The sequence below is a fragment of the Ruegeria sp. BHSB056 genome, from assembly GCF_059613305.1.
Map to the genome: position 1 here is coordinate 1 of NZ_JBXWSG010000043.1, position 15,927 is coordinate 15,927.

Annotated in this window: 16 protein-coding genes and 1 pseudogene; 12 read left to right on the forward strand and 5 right to left on the reverse strand. The window is 56.3% G+C overall.

What is annotated here, in order from left to right:
* From AC2FND_RS11895 to AC2FND_RS11915, 5 genes and pseudogenes are all read right to left on the reverse strand, one after another.
* Window positions 1-105: pseudogene (locus AC2FND_RS11895) on the reverse strand (helix-turn-helix domain-containing protein); the annotation flags it as partial.
* A 31-nt stretch (window positions 106-136) separates the two neighbouring features.
* Window positions 137-418: a hypothetical protein gene (locus AC2FND_RS11900; protein ID WP_480508329.1), complete on the reverse strand. Its 282-nt coding sequence runs from the start codon at window positions 416-418 to the stop codon at window positions 137-139.
* 55 nt (window positions 419-473) lie between these two features.
* Window positions 474-1,157: an IS6 family transposase gene (locus AC2FND_RS11905; RefSeq protein ID WP_496769913.1), complete on the reverse strand. Its 684-nt coding sequence runs from the start codon at window positions 1,155-1,157 to the stop codon at window positions 474-476.
* 90 nt (window positions 1,158-1,247) lie between these two features.
* Entirely contained in the window at window positions 1,248-2,132 is an 885-nt protein-coding gene (locus AC2FND_RS11910; RefSeq protein WP_496769915.1) for an amidohydrolase family protein, read from the reverse strand.
* On the reverse strand, window positions 2,129-3,130 hold the full coding sequence (locus AC2FND_RS11915) for an ester cyclase (protein ID WP_496769917.1): 1,002 nt from the start codon (window positions 3,128-3,130) through the stop codon (window positions 2,129-2,131). Before AC2FND_RS11915 ends, AC2FND_RS11910 begins: the two co-directional genes overlap by 4 nt.
* 160 nt (window positions 3,131-3,290) lie before the next feature.
* Here AC2FND_RS11915 and AC2FND_RS11920 point away from each other — a divergent pair, with 160 nt between their 5' ends.
* From AC2FND_RS11920 to AC2FND_RS11975, 12 genes are all read left to right on the forward strand, one after another.
* Window positions 3,291-4,340: an ABC transporter ATP-binding protein gene (locus AC2FND_RS11920; RefSeq protein WP_209599329.1), complete on the forward strand. Its 1,050-nt coding sequence runs from the start codon at window positions 3,291-3,293 to the stop codon at window positions 4,338-4,340.
* Window positions 4,341-4,422: 82 nt separating this feature from the next.
* Complete coding sequence (locus AC2FND_RS11925; RefSeq protein ID WP_496769919.1) at window positions 4,423-5,649, forward strand: ABC transporter substrate-binding protein; 1,227 nt, start codon at window positions 4,423-4,425, stop codon at window positions 5,647-5,649.
* 65 nt (window positions 5,650-5,714) lie between these two features.
* The gene (locus AC2FND_RS11930) at window positions 5,715-6,743 is read left to right on the forward strand and encodes a carbohydrate ABC transporter permease (protein WP_209599328.1); all 1,029 of its coding nucleotides are present in this window, start codon (window positions 5,715-5,717) and stop codon (window positions 6,741-6,743) included.
* A gap of 1 nt (window position 6,744) precedes the next feature.
* On the forward strand, window positions 6,745-7,626 hold the full coding sequence (locus AC2FND_RS11935) for a carbohydrate ABC transporter permease (RefSeq protein WP_209507350.1): 882 nt from the start codon (window positions 6,745-6,747) through the stop codon (window positions 7,624-7,626).
* 179 nt (window positions 7,627-7,805) lie between these two features.
* Complete coding sequence (locus AC2FND_RS11940) at window positions 7,806-8,831, forward strand: ester cyclase (RefSeq protein ID WP_496769921.1); 1,026 nt, start codon at window positions 7,806-7,808, stop codon at window positions 8,829-8,831.
* Between the two features lie 135 nt (window positions 8,832-8,966).
* Window positions 8,967-9,497: an ester cyclase gene (locus tag AC2FND_RS11945; RefSeq protein ID WP_209507348.1), complete on the forward strand. Its 531-nt coding sequence runs from the start codon at window positions 8,967-8,969 to the stop codon at window positions 9,495-9,497.
* A gap of 11 nt (window positions 9,498-9,508) precedes the next feature.
* Window positions 9,509-10,849: a histidinol dehydrogenase gene (hisD, locus tag AC2FND_RS11950; protein ID WP_496769923.1), complete on the forward strand. Its 1,341-nt coding sequence runs from the start codon at window positions 9,509-9,511 to the stop codon at window positions 10,847-10,849.
* Between the two features lie 83 nt (window positions 10,850-10,932).
* Complete coding sequence (locus AC2FND_RS11955; protein ID WP_496769924.1) at window positions 10,933-11,982, forward strand: ester cyclase; 1,050 nt, start codon at window positions 10,933-10,935, stop codon at window positions 11,980-11,982.
* A 1-nt stretch (window position 11,983) separates the two neighbouring features.
* Window positions 11,984-12,751 carry an SDR family NAD(P)-dependent oxidoreductase gene (locus AC2FND_RS11960; protein WP_496769926.1) on the forward strand — a complete coding sequence of 256 codons (768 nt, stop codon included), beginning with the start codon at window positions 11,984-11,986 and terminating at the stop codon, window positions 12,749-12,751.
* On the forward strand, window positions 12,751-13,770 hold the full coding sequence (locus AC2FND_RS11965) for a LacI family DNA-binding transcriptional regulator (protein WP_209599322.1): 1,020 nt from the start codon (window positions 12,751-12,753) through the stop codon (window positions 13,768-13,770). Before AC2FND_RS11960 ends, AC2FND_RS11965 begins: the two co-directional genes overlap by 1 nt.
* Window positions 13,767-14,741, forward strand: coding sequence for a nuclear transport factor 2 family protein (locus tag AC2FND_RS11970; protein ID WP_480560592.1), 975 nt, complete (start codon window positions 13,767-13,769; stop codon window positions 14,739-14,741). Before AC2FND_RS11965 ends, AC2FND_RS11970 begins: the two co-directional genes overlap by 4 nt.
* 151 nt (window positions 14,742-14,892) lie before the next feature.
* Window positions 14,893-15,855 carry a cupin domain-containing protein gene (locus AC2FND_RS11975; RefSeq protein WP_496769929.1) on the forward strand — a complete coding sequence of 321 codons (963 nt, stop codon included), beginning with the start codon at window positions 14,893-14,895 and terminating at the stop codon, window positions 15,853-15,855.
* The last annotated feature ends 72 nt before the right edge of the window (window positions 15,856-15,927 follow it).

The following is a 15,927-nucleotide window of genomic DNA, read 5'->3' on the forward strand; positions in this document are numbered from 1 at the left end:
CTGTTTGCGAAAGGCTCGGACCTCGCGGCCGATCGCTACTTCGAGCACCTTTTCACGTTCGCTCGTTCGAACGGAATGCGGATCCTGAGTCAGATTTCCCACCATTTCTGTGTCGCGTTTTTTCAATGTTTCGCCTTCAATGTCTTGCTACACTTGTCTGAACCAACGGTGCAAGCAGCTGCGCCGTTTCAGCCAATCCAATTCGGGCTATCATAGCACCCATTATTCCTGATAGTAAAATAATCATGCTGGTAGAAAAATGTAGCGAGATTAGATTCCAGTTGTTCGACGGATTTCCGATGGCCTGCTTGACTTCGGTCATCGAACCTTTGAGAGCGGCAAATGAAATAGCGGGACAAGAGTTATTTTGCTGGTCATTGGTGACGGAAGACAGGGGCAAAGTCAGATCCAGCGCCAACGGGTTGTGTTGCAAATTTTTGGAACACTCAGAGTAAGCGTCTTACCAGGCACACTTATCCTGCGATCTCAGCAAACACCCGAAAGCCAGAGGTGGCTGCGCTGGAGAATTGCTTCTTTCGGATCATGTTGGAGACCTCGATACCATCCAGCGTAGCGGACGCGGATGCGAATGATTTGAACCCACACATGTGTCGAACACGCCGTTTTATGAACCGATGATCCTGCTCGATCATGTTGTTCAAAAATTTGGACCTGATTGTCTGCACCCTGGCTTGGCAACCAAACCGCTTCAGAATCCTGTTCACTTCTCGAATGCCGGCTGCGTTGGCTCCGCTCTTATCGATGACGACTTTGTCTGGGATTCCGTTTGATGACAGCGCTTTGGCAAAGAACCTGGTTGCTGCGGGACCGTTTCTTCGCTCAGACAGCATAAAATCAAGGGTGTTCCCTGCTTTGTCGACGGCCCGATAGAGATACACCCACTTACCGCGCACACGGAGGTAGGTTTCGTCCATTCTCCAAGATTTCTGTGTTGGAAGCTTTTTCGATTGCGCCCGCGCAGCGATCATCGGCGAATATTTTACAACCCATCTATTCAACGTAGCGTGATCGACGGAAACGCCCCTTTCAGCCATGATTTCCTCAAGGTCGCGATAGGAAACAGTGTAGCGCAAATAGAAAAACACAGCGTCTAAAACCACATCCTTCGGGAAGTGGCAGCCTTTCAAAGAAACCATTCTGAAACCTGCTCGCGATTGATTTGAAAGCAACAAGCTCCAGGGCACGCGATTTCGTCGACCTCGGTCAAAATTCGCGACACAACCCTCTCAGGGCACCTCGAGATCATAGAAGTGTGCGGCGGTTTCTCTGAAAACCGCCGATTGTGCTTCAGCCGGTACCAAATTACGGTAAGCCTGTACCAGCGATGCATAGTTGCCATAGAGCTTGTCGACCGGGAAATTCGAACCAAACATGACCCTCTTGGGTCCGAATTGTTCAAGGCAAATCTCCACGATCGGGCGAATGCTGTCAGGTGTCCAGTTGTGATCGAACATGCCCAGGCCTGATAGTTTGCATGAGACATGCGGCAGATCGGACAGCGCGTGCAGTCTTTGAGCCCAGCTTTTCAGGCCCGCGCGGGTACGGTCATGTGGTGATCCGGCATGGCATAGAGCGACTCGTGTATTCGAGGCTTGCGCAAGAATTCGGGTAGTTTTTCCGATTAATTCGGGAATGAGCTGGAGATCAAAGCTGAGATCGCGCCGTCCAGCCTCCCTCAGTCCATTCAGAAATCGCGGATCATCCAGCAGAGAATTTGTGCCCGTCTGCGCGTCCTCTCCGGGTGCGCGCCCGACGATCTGGCGCACACCGCGTACAGTTGGAAGGGCCTGAAACGTATCAAGCTGGGCGGGTAGGTCAGCCGAAGTCAGGTCACAGAACACAACCTGCGCCATTGGCCAGTCTGGATTGGTATCGGCGACAGCTTGAACCCACCGGGCTTCGTCCAGACCGTTTTTGGCTCCCACCTGGATATGGATCGAGGCACCGACTCCGCAGGGCGCGGCTTCGGACCGGAACTCGCGCAGCAGGTAATTCCGTTGAATCGGCGTCGGGTCGCCAAAGAACCTTTCCTCCCCGCGCGCCATCAGCCAGGGGTAGTTCACGGCTTCAAGGTCCCAAAGGTGGTGATGGGCGTCGATCCAGCCGGTCATGTTCGCGGTACTTTCGCCATGCGCCCCAATATATCGACACCCTGTTGTTTCCAGAAATGCAGCAGATCGATGAAAACCCAGTTCTCGGCCAGCTTGTCACCCTCGCGACGATATATGTCGATCACGCGGAATTCACCGGCCTTGTCGGTGGCGGGCATACCCATGAACCCGCCGGTGGGCCGCGCCGTAAAATTCGGCCAGCCGAAAAAACCGCCATAGTGACCCTCAGCCAAGCGGCAAATGTGCTTGGTCTTCGAGCGGTCCGTTAAGGATGCGCGGAAAGGGCCTGAGTGCTGCTTTGCATAACGCTCAATCGTATAGGTCGCGCCGATCCCAGCGGGCCCCCACCAGATCATGTCTTCGCTCCATGTCTGGCGCAATTCTTCCTCAAGGCTCAGGCCGCTGTTCCATTGGCCGAGATCGGAAATCATAGCATTGATCGTGCCGAGAGTTTTCTCGCCTTCTTCGGCAGGCTGCGGGTTGAACATCAACCCGTCATGCGTCATCGGTCCGGGTTGCACCAGGTGGGCTGCGGTTTGGGGCGGGAAGGGCTGCAACCCGACTTGCATCATGAAATGCGGGATGTCGAAATACATAGCCGTCTCGGCGATCTTCCCATTCTCGATCCTGTTGAACTCACAATAGCGCAAAAACGCCATCTTGCCTGTGGGGGCGATGCCCAGCCACGCATTATCGAACAGGCCCATCAGGTGCCCCATTGAAACAACCCAGACCGAGGTGAATCCGTCCATCTCGTTTTTTCCGGCCATGAACACGTCCATCCGGCGCTGCATATTCCCTAGGCTTTGCTTCAGGGGACGCCAGAATGCCTGCGCTACGTCATGGGTGCCCCGAAGCTCATCAAACGGGTGGAAACCGCGCCACAGGTAGTCTTCTGCGCAGAACTCAGACAACGTGTTGGCGATATCCGATTCTTTTACGCTGCTGAGCGCCGAGTAGTAATCCAAGATGATCGCTTTTTGGATTTCATAGGACATTATTACTTTCTTTCAGTTCTTTAGTCGCTGTCATGGGGCGAATTGCGAAGAAGATGAAGTCGACGTTTGCACACGCATGCAAAAAAAGCTTGCCAGATGTTTCTTTTGTTGTCTATGGTTTTGCAAGCGTATGCACGATGCGTGCAGCAGGGAGGACAGAATGGCCGAAATTCAACTTCGCAATGTTGGAAAGCGTTGGGGATCGTTTGTTGGAGTTGACAATTTTGACCTGACAATAGCCGACAAGGAATTTCTGGTGCTTCTTGGGCCGTCAGGTTGCGGAAAGACGACGACAATGCGCATGATTGCTGGTCTCGAGGACGCGTCTGAGGGGGATATCCTGATCGATGGCGCCCGAGTAAATGACATGGAGCCCAAAGACCGCGATGTCGCGATGGTGTTCCAGTCATACGCGCTGTATCCGAATATGAATGTATATGAGAACATTCGCTTCCCGCTGAAAGTTCGCGGTATTGACCCTGCTACCCATGACGAAAAAGTGCGGCGCGCTTCGGCGATGGTCGAGCTGGATGACTTCCTGCACCGCAAACCGGCGGAACTGTCTGGCGGTCAGCGTCAGAGGGTTGCCCTGGCTCGTGCCATTGTGCGCGAGCCGAACGTGTTTCTGATGGACGAGCCACTATCCAACCTTGACGCAAAACTGCGCGTTTCCACCCGCGCGCAGATCAAGAACCTGAGCCACGAATTGGCGGTCACCACGATCTATGTGACCCACGACCAGATCGAGGCAATGACCTTGGCTGATCGGGTGGTGATCATGAAACAAGGTGTGGTTCAGCAGGTTGGCTCCCCAACCGATATTTACGATGAACCTGCAAATACATTTGTGGCCAGCTTCATCGGCAACCCGGCAATGAACCTTGTCGATGGCGAGGTTCAGGGTGGCGTGTTCCGCGCCCAAAGCACAGAGGTGCACGGGTTGAACGCGCCGGACGGTCCTATCACGCTGGGGTTTCGCGCCGAGGACGCAAATGTTGTGGAAAGTGGCGGCGAGATCAACGCGCCGATCTATACGCAAGAGCTGTTGGGCGACAGCACCATGGTTTCGGTTCGGATCGGTGGTGCGCTGGTCTCGGTCAAGGCCGACAAAACCTATCGGGCCGAAATCGACGATCAGGTCTCGATTCATATCCATACTGATCACTGCCATCTGTTTGATGCGAAAACCGGGGCTCGCCTGGAAGGCTGAGAACCGCAAACAACACCCGTTGGGACGGGGTAATCTGGGTGCAGACTTCGAAGATGCACCATCCATCTAGGGAGGAATATTGATGTTTCTGAAGAAAATTGCATTGGCCGGCTCGGTAGCCGCCTTTGCCGCAAGCGCGGGATATGCCTGCGAAATCGGCGCACGTGTCAACATAGTCGGCAATGAATTTGCGGCCATCCAGGCCGTCGCAGCCGGAGCGAAGGAATGCACCGGGGCGTCGGTAGAATCCAACCTGACATCCGAGCACCAGACCATCAACGTGGCTGGCCTGTCGGGCAATCCGTCGGAATACACGACCGCAATCATCGCCAATAGTTCGGTTGTGGCACTGATGAACGAAGACGTTATTCGTCCGCTCAATGACCTAGTGGAAAAGTATGGTCAGGACCTGCAGCCTGGGCAGCTGATCAAGATTGGCGACAACATCATGGCTATCGCCTTCATGGCGAACGCGCAGCATCTGATGTACCGCAAGGACATCCTTGAGCAAGCCGGTGTGGAAGTCCCGACTACCTATGAGGAAATGCTCGAGGTGGCCGAGGCCATTCGTACGCAGGGCATCATGCAAAACCCGGTTGGTGGAGCCTATGCATCGGGTTGGAACCTGGCGCAGGAATTCAACAATATGTTCCTTGGTTATGGCGGCAGTCATTTTAAACCCGGTACGGCCGAACCCAACGTGAATTCTGAGGCCGGTGTCAACGCCCTGAATATGATGAAGGCTTTGTCGGAATACATGAATCCCGACTTCCTGACTCATGACTCCAACGCCACCAATGCCGAATACCGGGCTGGCAACGTTGCAATCATGAATATGTGGGGTTCGCGCGCATCGCAGCAAACCACCACCGAAGGTGTGTTGCAGGAGGTAATCGACGGCCATGCGATTGGCGCGCCGCTGACAGTTGGTGGCGGAGATATCCCTGCGACGACCCTGTGGTGGGACGGTTGGACTGTCGGAAAGAACATCTCAGATGAAGAGGCCGAGGCCACATTCATTGCAATGAAACATGGCATCCGCCCTGACATGCTGAACGATGAAACCACACCACTGGCGGTCTGGCTGATTGAAGGCTACCAGCCGGGAAAAGATGCCGAGGGCGTGTTTGCTGCGGCCAAAATGGGCACGCCACCGTATCCGATGTTGCCGTACATGGGGCTCATGCACAGCGCACTTGGCAACGAACTTGCTGATTTCATGCAGGGTAAGGAAAGCGCGGAACAAGCGTTGGCTGATGTAGAAGCCGCCTATCGTGCCGCCGCCATCGAGCAAGGCTATCTGCAATAAGAAGCCTATTGCGCGGGTGCCTTTGATAACCGCCCGCGCAATCCCACTGACACGAGGATTGCAACATGCGCCATAAGACATTCCTTTGGTTCTTCCTGCCCACAGGACTCGCGATGCTGCTGTTCATTGCAATGCCAATTGTCTCGGTGGTGACTCAATCGATCTTCGCGCCCCACCCGGCCGTTCTGTTAGAGGTCGAAAACTGTACCCCGCTTATCGGATGCACAACTGAGACCACTGTTGATCAAGAGGCCACCGCGGCGCTTCGCGCCGAGAAACCTCTGGGCCGGTTTGTGGGACTGGACATTTACTTTAACCGAGGCCATCTGGCGATTCAGGAAATTGGTCAAATCTGGGCCGCGAATGAAACATGGGGCGGCTTCTTCACCGAGCTTGGTAATCTGCCCTTCTACCGGGCGATGGCATTCACGCTGACCTTCGTTGCTGTCGTGACACCGCTCACAATTATTTTGGGGCTGGTGATTGCGCTGGCAGTAAACTCCCTGCACAGGCAACTCAAAGGTCTGATGATCTTTTTCTCTCTTCTGCCCATGATCGTGACCCCGCTGATCGGCTCGCTCATCCTGTTTTGGATGATTGACAGTCGCGGGGTGATCGGCAACGCCCTCGTATATCTTGCTGGAGATCCGGATTTCAGCCTGAAAGCATCAACAGGGCTGATGTGGGTAGCGCTGATGGTCTATGGTGTTTGGCACGCTGCGCCTTTTGCCTTTGTCGTGTTCTATGCTGGCCTGCAAACCTTGCCCCAAGACCAGATTGAGGCCGCCCAGATAGACGGGGCGACGCGCTGGCAGCAGGTCAAATTCGTGGTTGTTCCCCATCTCATGCCCCTGGTCACATTTGTTGCACTGATCCAGTTGATGGACAATTTCAAGGTGTTTGAACCTATCATCGGCTTCAGTGCACAAGCGCATGCGCAATCACTCAGCACCTTCATCTTCTACGATCTCGGTGGCGAGACTCGGCAACTGTCTTCCGCTGCTGCTACCTCTGTGATGACGATTTTCGGGGTCGCAATTCTTCTGTCGCCCGTGCTTGTCCGCACCTGGCGCGATTTCAAAGGAGCAAGATAATATGGCCAGCCGCGCGCAAAGAATGCCTACAAGCCTTCGGATCGCCTCATCCCTGTTTGTGCTCCTATGGTTTATCCTGGCCGCCTTTCCGTTCCTCTGGACGGTTTGGGGCTCGTTCAAGGTCGAACTGGATTTCTTCTCGATCGCTGACTGGACCAATGCCCTGACTGGTGCCCGAACCGAAGCGGTTTATGGCTCGCCGTTCACCACCACCGGATATGAGGGTGCTTGGATTCAGGAAGAGTTCTGGCGCAATGTTCTGAACACCGGGATCGTCTGTTTCTTTGTTGTTACCATCTCACTGACTATAGGGACGCTAGGAGGCTATGCCCTTTCGCGGTCTACTTACAACTACACATTCTGGCTGTTGATCACGGCGCTTATCTTCCGCGCGATGCCGCCAATCACTCTGGTCTCGGGTTATCTGTTACCCTTCTTTGAATGGAATGTTTGGGGAATTCTTCCAACCACCATTATCGTGCTTGTGGCGATCAACCAGCCGTTCACTCTTTGGATGTTGCATTCCTTCTTCAAGAACATCCCGAGCGAGTTGGATGAAAGTGCCAAGGTCGACGGATGCAACCAGTTTCAGGCTTTCCGACGTGTGATCATTCCGGTGATGTGGCCAGGCGTCATCACGACCGGGCTGTTCTCGTTCCTTCTGGCCTATAACGACTTTGCCGTCGGGGCGATGCTGCTGTCCGAAAGCAACCGCACCATGGTGCCTGCAATCGCCGCCTTCCTTGGTACAACACAAACCGAGGGCAACGTGATGTTCGCCGTTGCGGCGGTGGTTTCAGCCACAGTTCCACTGTTCATCCTGGTGATGTTCTTCCAACGCCAGATCGTCGGCGGCCTGACCGCCGGGGCTGTGAAAGGCTGACATAAATGGGGCGCACTCATCCTCAGTCCGTATCTGCCCATGCGCACGCAGCCAGCCTGAACTTGGCTGCGCGCCGGGCCCGACGGCCGGGACGAATTCCATTTGCCTTGATGCGCGCGGGTCCTCGTGCCTGCACACCGCCACAGCGAATAGGAAAACGTCCTAAAAAGGAAAGCGCCATGAACAAGCGCGCAAATCGCCCAGCGATGGGTATTGCCACCGGAACCACGTTTGAAAACAAACAGCTTTATCGTCAGTTTCTCGAAAGCTTTGATAAGGGCCTAGGCGAGACCATGGAGACGGCCGCCAGCGAGATTTTCGCCGCAACGGCCACTACCGAAGCGAGCCATCCGATCAATGCAGCCCCTGATGGCAACGGCTACGTTAGCTCTGTCATCTTACCGATTTCAGAGGCGTTCGAGGGGCTCACCCGTCAGAACTATGTGGTCACAGGTGGCGAATACCTGGGAAGCGAGTGGGTCACCTCGACCGGGTATTTCCACGGTCATTTCAAGCGACCGCTTTGTGGTATTCCACCCAGCGGCAAACTGGCATTTCTGCGATTTGGTGAATTCCACCGAATGGAAGATGGCAAGATCGTCGAATCCTATGTCTTCCTCGGCTTTGCCGAGTTGATCATCGCGCTTGGCCTCTGGCCGCTGGAACTGCAGGGCTATGAAGGTGTCGTGCCAGGTCCGGCAACGCATGACGGCATCGTCATTGGGCCTTCAGACCCAGCGCAGTCACGCGCCACAGCAGATCTGGTCGAGGACATGCTAAAACAGCTAACGACCGAGGACCAAAGCTGGCGGCCTTATTGGGATGACCGAATGGTGTGGTACGGTCCCGGCGGGCTGGGATCCTATGCCACGGTCGATGCCTTCGCCGAATTCCAATCCCCCTTCGAGGACACGTTCGAAGGCTGGGGCGACGGCAAGGACGCAGGCGTCACCGGCGTCGGTTCGAATTGCAAAGCCGGGGATGGCGACTATGCATTCCTGTGCGGCTGGCCGCAGATCACCGGCGTCCACGTCAAATCCTTCCTGGGCCTGGAGCCAACGGGAAAGCGCGTTTTTATGCGTGACTGCGACTGGTGGCGCTGCGCAGAAGGCAAGATCATCGAGAACTGGTGCATGCTCGATATTCCTCATCTGCTGGTGCAACTGGGTTTCGACCTTTTTGCCGAAATTTCTGAACAGACCTAATGAGCTGTTCCGCCAGACATAACGCCATTGCGCGCCACCCGGCGCTCAACCGGATGCCAAGGGATTTTCTGACGGCCGACCAACCCTCCCCGTCCAGACAGAAAACCCCTTGGTAACCATAAAAGGAAAAGACACATGAAGGGCTCCCGCCCCGAACAGGCCGTGCTGACACGTGACACGGACATGAGAAAAACCGACGAGACCCGCGCCGTGATCGAGGGGATGGTCGATGGTTTGAACGATCACCGCATCGACGATATCGGCGAATTCTTCGCAGAAGGGTTCCGCTGGATCGGCAACCGGGGCTGCGGCACCAAAACTGGGCTCAAGGAGTTTCAGGAAAACTGGCAACGCCCGTTTCAGGCGGCGTTCTCGGACAAGACCTGCATTGATGAGGCCCGGCTTTATATGGGCGAATGGGCTGCGGCCTTTGGCCGCCAGGAGGCAACCCACTCGGGCGAGTTTCTGGGCATCGCGCCCACCGGCAAGCGGGTCGAGATCCGATACATGGATTTCTGGAAAGTCGTCGATGGCAAGATCGTTGACAACTGGGTGAACGTCGATTTCGCCCACGTCGCCGCGCAGCTTGGCGTTGATCTGTTCAACGGCGAAGGCTGGGAAGCATTTGACCGGGGAGAAAAAACTCCACCCCGGCCCGAAAACTGAGGATAGAGACAATGGCTATTGAATACCTGAAACGCGGCAAACCTGAAGCTGACCGGGCGGAAGACGATGCCAAAACCCGAGCTGTTGTCGAAGAAACGCTGGCGGATATCGAAACCCGCGGCGATACCGCAGTGCGCGAGCTGTCTGAGAAGTTCGACAACTACTCGCCGGAAAGCTTCCGCTTGAGCCAGGATCAGATCGACGAGTTGATCGCTTCGCTGTCCGAGCGCGAATTGGCCGATATCAAGTTTGCTCAGAAACAGGTGATGAACTTTGCGCAGGCACAGCGCGACTCGATGCTGGATATCGAGGTTGAAACCCTGCCCGGCGTAATCCTGGGTCACAAGAACATTCCGGTACAGTCGGTGGGCTGCTACGTGCCGGGCGGCAAGTTTCCGATGGTGGCCTCGGCGCACATGTCTGTGGCTACGGCAAAAGTTGCGGGCGTTCCTCGGATCATCGCTTGCACTCCGCCGTTTCAGGGCAAACCGAACGCTGCCGTGATCGCGGCCATGTATTTGGGTGGCGCACATGAAATCTATGTCATGGGTGGTATCCAGGCCATCGGTGCCATGGCGATAGGGACTGAGACCATTGATCCGGTTCACATGCTGGTTGGCCCCGGCAACGCTTTTGTGGCCGAAGCCAAGCGACAGCTTTTCGGCCGCGTCGGCATCGATCTGTTCGCTGGTCCGACCGAAACTATGGTCATCGCCGATGAAACCGCCGCTGATGCCGAGCTGTGTGCGACCGATCTGCTGGGACAGGCCGAGCATGGCTATAACAGTCCCTGCGTTCTGGTCACCAACTCGTACAAGCTGGCCCAAGAAACACTGAGCGAGATCGACCGTATCCTCGGGTTCCTACCCACCGCCGGCACTGCCAAGGTCAGTTGGGAGGAATACGGCGAGGTCATCGTCTGCGACACCTATGACGAGATGCTTCAAGTGGCCGATGACATCGCGTCCGAGCACGTTCAAGTCATGACAGATCGCGACGACTGGTTCCTGGAAAACATGACTTGTTACGGTGCGCTGTTCCTTGGTCCGCGCACCAACGTGGCCAACGGCGACAAGGTGATCGGAACCAATCATACACTGCCGACCAAAAAGGCCGGGCGCTATACCGGCGGGCTCTGGGTCGGCAAATTCATGAAAACCCATAGCTATCAGAAAGTCGTCTCTGATGAGGCAGCGGCGATGATCGGCGAATACGGCTCACGTCTGTGTATGCTGGAAGGCTTTGTCGGCCATGCCGAACAATGCAACATCCGTGTCCGGCGTTATGGGGGCATCAACGTGCCCTATGGTGAAGGCGCACCATATCGCGAGACGGCCGATGCGACTTCGTAAGCGTGACGAATCTTGCGCAGGGATTCGACCGGGGCCCTACAGAATTTTTTGGATAAGAAGTTAAAATAATGCGAGATTTCGCAATGGATACTCACTCTACCCACAAGGCCCTGATCGCGCCCCTGCGCGAGGCCATGTATAAATTCGACGAAGCTGAGGTACGAGCGGCGCTGGAGGCGGTGATCGCGCCCGATGCAGCCATCCACATGTTGTATCCATTCGGAGATCTGAGCGGCCCGCAGGAACTCTATGACACCTGTTATGCGCCACTTCTGAAATCCATGCCCGATCTTGAGCGTCGCGACTGGATCGTCATGGGTGGTCAGACAGAACAGGGCAACGATTGGGTTGGCTGCGGCGGCCACTACTTCGGCACCTTCGTCGCCCCCTGGCTGGATATCCCGCCGACCGGGCATCTGACCCACACGCGGTTCCACGAATTCTACCGTTTCGAAAATGGCAAGGTTGTCGAGATCCAGACACTCTGGGACGTTCCCGAAGTCATGATGCAGGCGAATGCCTGGCCAATGGCCCCGTCTCTGGGGCTGGAGTTCTGCATTCCCGGCCCGGCGACGCTGGATGGCGTTGTGTCCGGGCCGTGGGATGAGGTGAAATCTCTGGCCTCGTGCAATCATATCGTCGACATGCTGAAACATCTTGAGAAACACCCCAGCCAGGGTGGGCCCGAAGTGATGGAGATGGAGCGGTTCTGGCATCCGCGCATGAACTGGTACGGTCCCGCAGGGATCGGGACAGCGCGCGGTATCGCGGGATTCCGCAACTGGCACCAGACTCCCTTCCTCAACGGAATGCCCGATCGTGGTCAGTATGCCGACGAGATCACCTTTCACTTTTTTGGTGATGGCGACTACGCCGCTGTGACCGGCTGGCCGAACATGATCCAGACCGTCACCCATGACGGCTGGATGGGGATTGCGCCTTCGGGCAAACGGATCACTTTGAAGTCACTTGATTTCTGGCGTCTGGAAGGTGGGCTGATCCGCGAGAATTGGGTGTTGGTCGATTTGCTGGATGTGTATCGGCAATTGGGCGTAGATGTTTTTGCCCGACTGCGTGAGTTCAATAAGGCACGTGTACCGGGCACCATCCCATTCCCGGTCGGCGAGGTCTGATATGCCGCATTTTCCCAGCACCCCCAGTTTCGACCTGAGCGGCAAGCGAGCTTTGGTCGCCGGAGCCTCGTCGGGCATAGGCATGGCCTGCGCTGTGGCGCTGGCGGAACTTGGTGCTGAGGTCACTTTGGCGGCGCGCCGTGCTGGTGCGCTTCAGGATATTGCAAAAGATATGTCGGCGCAGGGATGGTCTGCCACGGTTCTGGAACTGGATGTTTCGGACGTGGCGGCAACCGCTGAAGCCGTGGCGCAAAATGGGCCGTTCGATATTCTGCTGAACTCAGCCGGGCTTGCCCGACACAGCAAGGCCGTGGAAACACAGCCGGAAGATTTCGATGCGGTGATAGGCGTCAATGTCAAAGGTGCTTATTTTCTGACCCAGGCTGTTGCCAAAGGCCTGCTCGACGCTGGCCGTCCCGGTTCGCTGATCAATATCTCTAGCCAGATGGGCCATGTTGGTGGTCGCGAACGCGCGGTTTATTGTGCGTCGAAATTCGCTGTCGAAGGCTTCACCAAGGCGATGGCGCTTGAGTTCGGACCGTCAAAGATCCGGGTTAACACGATTTGCCCCACATTCATTCTGACGGATCTGACAAAGTCGACTTTCGACGACCCGGACAAGCGGGCCTGGATTCTGAACAAGATTAAACTGGGTCGCCCCGGAGAGGTTGAAGACATAATGGGGGCGGTGGTTTATCTGGCCTCGGATGCATCGTCGATGGTGACGGGCACGGCATTGATGGTTGACGGAGGTTGGACGGCAGACTGATGGCGACACAAAAAGTTACATCACTGGAAGTTGCCCGTCTCGCCGGGGTCAGCCAATCTGCGGTCAGCCGTGTGTTCACCCCCGGCGCGTCTGCGTCGAAAAAAACCGTTGAAAAGGTGCGCAAGGCGGCCAAGGAACTGGGCTATCGCCCGAACGTTCTGGCCCGCGCTGTAGTGTCCGGGAAAAGCCGGATCATCGGGCTTGTCGTGGCCTATCTGAACAACCAGTTCTATCCCGAGGCGCTGGAGAAGCTGACAAACACGTTACAGGAACGTGGATACCACGTGCTGATATTCATGGCCTCGCATGAATCTGGAAACATCGACAATGTGGTCGAGGAAATACTCGACTTTCAGGTCGAAGGGATTATCGCCGCTTCGGTGGCTTTGTCCTCGGATTTGTCAGACCGCTGCCGAACGGCCGGTATACCGATGGTGTTGTTCAATCGGGCACAAGACGACACGGCGATGTCGTCAGTTACATCTGACAACGTTGCCGGTGGTCGAAAGGCTGCCGAGTTCTTGTTGGCAGCTGGGCACCAAAAGATCGGATATATCGCCGGGTGGGAAGGAGCTTCGACCCAGCGTGACCGCGAAACAGGGTTTGTTGCGACCTTGCAGAAAGCCGGGGTTACGCTGCACGCCCGCGAAGTAGGAAACTTTTCGACGGAAGAAGCCCGGCAAGCCACGCTGCGGATGTTCGAAGCCGATCCGCCTGATGCGGTGTTTGTCGCCAACGATCACATGGCCGTTTCCGTGATGGACACGCTGCGGTTCGAATTGGGGCTGAATGTTCCGGGCGACGTTTCGGTCATCGGGTATGACGATGTCACTGTCGCCTCATGGCCAGCATACAACCTGACCACCATTCGACAGCCCGCCAATCGCATGGTCACCGAAACTGTCGATATTCTGCTCGGCAAGATCGAGGACCCCGATGCCGGTCCTCGTCGGGTCGAGATTGACGGACCGCTAATTGTGCGCGGCTCCGCCCGCATACCTGAAGGATGGAAGACATGAAGGGATTTGATCCCAAGTTCAAAGATTTCCCCGACTACATAATCGGGATTACCAAGGAAATCTGGGAAGATCGTGGCATTGCCACACTGCACGACTATTACGCCCTGGACATCGTCGTGCGGTCACCTGGGTCGGTGGTTGTCGGAAACCAGAATGTCATTGCTGCCACTATGGCAACTCTGGCGGAGTTTCCTGATCGAACGCTGTTGGGTGAGGATGTGATCTGGTCGGGAACGCCGGAAGAGGGCATGCTGTCGTCGCATCGCCTTTTGTCCACAGCGACCCATCTGGGTGACGGTGTGTATGGCAAGGCGACCGGCAAGAAACTGGTCTACCGCATTTTAGCCGACTGCCACGCCATCAACAACCAGATCAACGATGAGTGGCTCATCCGCGACCAGAGCGCGATCGTGCAGCAGATGGGTTGGGACCCCAAGGAATATGCCCGCGATCTGATCGCGCGCGAAGGTGGGGCTGACGCCTGCGTGCAACCTTTCACACCGGCGAACGATCAGCCCGGCCCCTATAAAGGCCGTGGCAATGACAATGAATGGGGCCAGAAATACGCGGATATCCTGACCCGGATCATGAATGCCGATATGAGGGTGATCGAGGCTGAATACGACCGCGCTGTTCTGTCAGAATATCCCGGGGGCAAGACCGGCCACAGTTGGGGGCCGGTTGATCGGTTCTGGATGGGCCTGCGCGCGGCGTTCCCACGTGCCGAATTCAAGATCCACCACCAGATCGGCCGTGACGACCCGATGATGCCGCCGCGCGCCGCGATCCGCTGGTCTTTGCATGGCACGCATGACGGCTGGGGCGTGTTCGGCGTGCCCACAGGGGCCGAGGTCTTTGTGCTGGGCATCAGCCAGGCCGAGTTCGGTCCATGGGGACTGCGCAAGGAATACACCTTGTTTGACGAAACCTCGATCTGGAAACAGATTCTGCTGAAAACCGGCGATCTCTAGAATGTCGCACCGTATCTCAAATCTGGATGCCGGGCAGGCGTTGCGGCGGTACCACGCCCATCGCGCCAGCCTGCGTGCCCGACGACTGAACAATCGTCCGCCGGGTGGTTTGGTTTGATCCGATCAAACCCAAATCAAAAGGAGAAAAGATATGAGTACCATCGAAAGCCGCATCGTCCGTTATGGCGAACTGAAGCCTTGTAAAACCGCGTTCATCGACGCGCACACGCCGGGCTCGGACCAGAAGGAGAACTTTACAATCATTGGCGGTGGGGTCAGCGAAAGCCCGGATCAACACGTCCACATCACCGACAAGATCGGGTTCAACATCGGCGCAGCGGGGCAACCGCCGAAATGCCGCAACTCGCTGCACAGCCACACCACCGCCGAGGTGTTCTTTGTTGCTAAAGGTCGATGGCGGTTCTTCTGGGGTCGTTATGGCACGGCAGGTGAGTTCATCGCTGAAGAAGGCGACATCTTCAACATCCCGACCGGGATCTTCCGCGGCTTCGAGAATGTCGGCCAGGACTATGGCATGATCATGTCGATGCTGGGTGGCGACGATGCCGGTGGCGGCGTGACCTGGGCTCCGCAAGTCATTCAGGATGCGCAGGCCCATGGCCTGATGTTGGGCAATAACGGCGTCTTGTACGATAGCAAAAAGGGCGAGGAACTGCCACACAATGTGCAGCCGATGCCGCTACTGACCGAGGAAGAACTGAAAGCCTTCCCCGAGGTTCCCGTTGATGCAGTGATCGGCAAATACGTCGCTCGCTACTGGGACCTGATGGCGCTGGCAGCGGACAAACCTGCGGTTGTGATCGGTGAAAATGGCCTGATCCAAGACAAGCCCGGTTTCGAGGTTGATTTTATGACGCGCGGTTCGGCCGTGGCTGAACAGGCCAAGGCGGACAAACCCGTGGTTCTGATGCCGGCGAGCGGCCATTGGCGCATCAAGATCAATGAGGTCGAGGTTACCCTGTCCAACGGCGATACCGCTCTGGTTCTGCCCGGTGAAAGCTACAGCGCTGAACCGTCTATGACCGGGCAAGCGGGTCTGTACCGGATCACCGCAACCGACGACCCTGCTGGGGCCACTTGGACAGGAGCATAACGCCGAAATTACACGTCCCGGTTTCAATCGGGGCGCGCGCAGCACATCCATCGCCGGCTTTCCGGCCCGGCG